This is a genomic window from Pseudomonas sp. MWU12-2020 (assembly GCF_023100605.1).
Lineage (GTDB): Bacteria > Pseudomonadota > Gammaproteobacteria > Pseudomonadales > Pseudomonadaceae > Aquipseudomonas > Aquipseudomonas fluorescens_H.
Window position 1 is genome coordinate 1 of the sequence record NZ_JALMEX010000039.1, and the last position, 1,164, is coordinate 1,164.

Annotated in this window: 2 pseudogenes; both read right to left on the reverse strand. The window is 59.1% G+C overall.

Annotated elements, in window-relative coordinates:
• Positions 1 to 191 (reverse strand): annotated as a pseudogene (locus M0814_RS28915) (hypothetical protein); the annotation flags it as partial.
• A 5-nt stretch (positions 192 to 196) separates the two neighbouring features.
• Positions 197 to 1,164: pseudogene (locus M0814_RS28920) on the reverse strand (hypothetical protein); the annotation flags it as partial.

A 1,164-nucleotide genomic window follows, 5' to 3' on the forward strand; every position in this document is an offset into this window, starting at 1 on the left:
ACCTCGGCGCTGCCGCGCACCAATACGCCACTGCAAAAGTACGCAGGATGCTCGCCCACGCATTCGGCCGTGGTGTTCTGATAGCGCGTGTTGAGCAGCTTGGCCACTTCCGGGCCGGTGGCGGCGTGGAGTGGGGCGCAAACTCCGAGCAATGCCAGCAGCAAGAGGCCGGATATTTGTTTGCTAAACATATCGGTCAGTCATCACGTGATGAAGCAGGGAGGTCGGGAATTGCCCGGGACAAACTCGACATGCATGTGTCCTGAAGCGTCTGATCTGCAGGGTCATAGGTAAAAACGTCTGCCGGTGCAGCGCCGAAATTGACGCGTATCAACGGGATGAAGCGGCCGGTGACCTGAAAATAGTCGCATTGCATGAAGCGCGCTCCGGTAAGACCATCACCTCCCGACTGGGAACGACTATTGGCGGTGAACGCTTCCAGCGGCAGCTGTTCGGGTTGATCTTCCGACCAGGGCACCATGATCAGCTCATTCCAGCCGTACGGATCGTTCGAGTTGGGGCGCGCGGTCGTGGCGAGTTGAAAACTGACCGGATCGGTACCAAAGGCGCACCCCAGAATGGGGTTTGCCGCAAAGCGCCTGACCCATTCTTCCGCCGTTGTGACACCGACTTCCGAGCACATGCCGACATGCGCCCGGCAAATGTCCCGAGTGCCACCTGTGTGCGCATCGGTGGGATAAATGCAGCGCACTTCCAGCGGCTTGCCGGTCGGGGCAAAGGATTCTCGGGTGATGAAGCCCTGGGGTTTGTAGACGCTTTTGATAAGCGCATCGACGCGTGCGTAGGTGTATGAGACACCGTTACCCGTGACGGATTGGGGGCTGGGATTCCACGAATGAAAGGCAGTAGAAACATCGGTAGTGCGGATTAACACACCGTTGCAATAGTGGGAGGCGGTATCTCCCCGGCACGCGGGGGAGGTATCGGCGTATCGCGCGTTCAATCGCGAAGCGACCTCATAGCCGTTGTACAACTGGTCCTGCAGGTTGAAGCCAAACACCGCGCCGGGTGGCTGGCGCAGATCCATGCGCAGCACCGGCAACCAGTCCCCGGTGGCAGTGAAGTAATCACGCTGATCCCTCTGTGCGCCGAGCAATGCGCCGGTTTGCGAGGTGTCGTAAAACAGCGCTTGTATCGGGATCT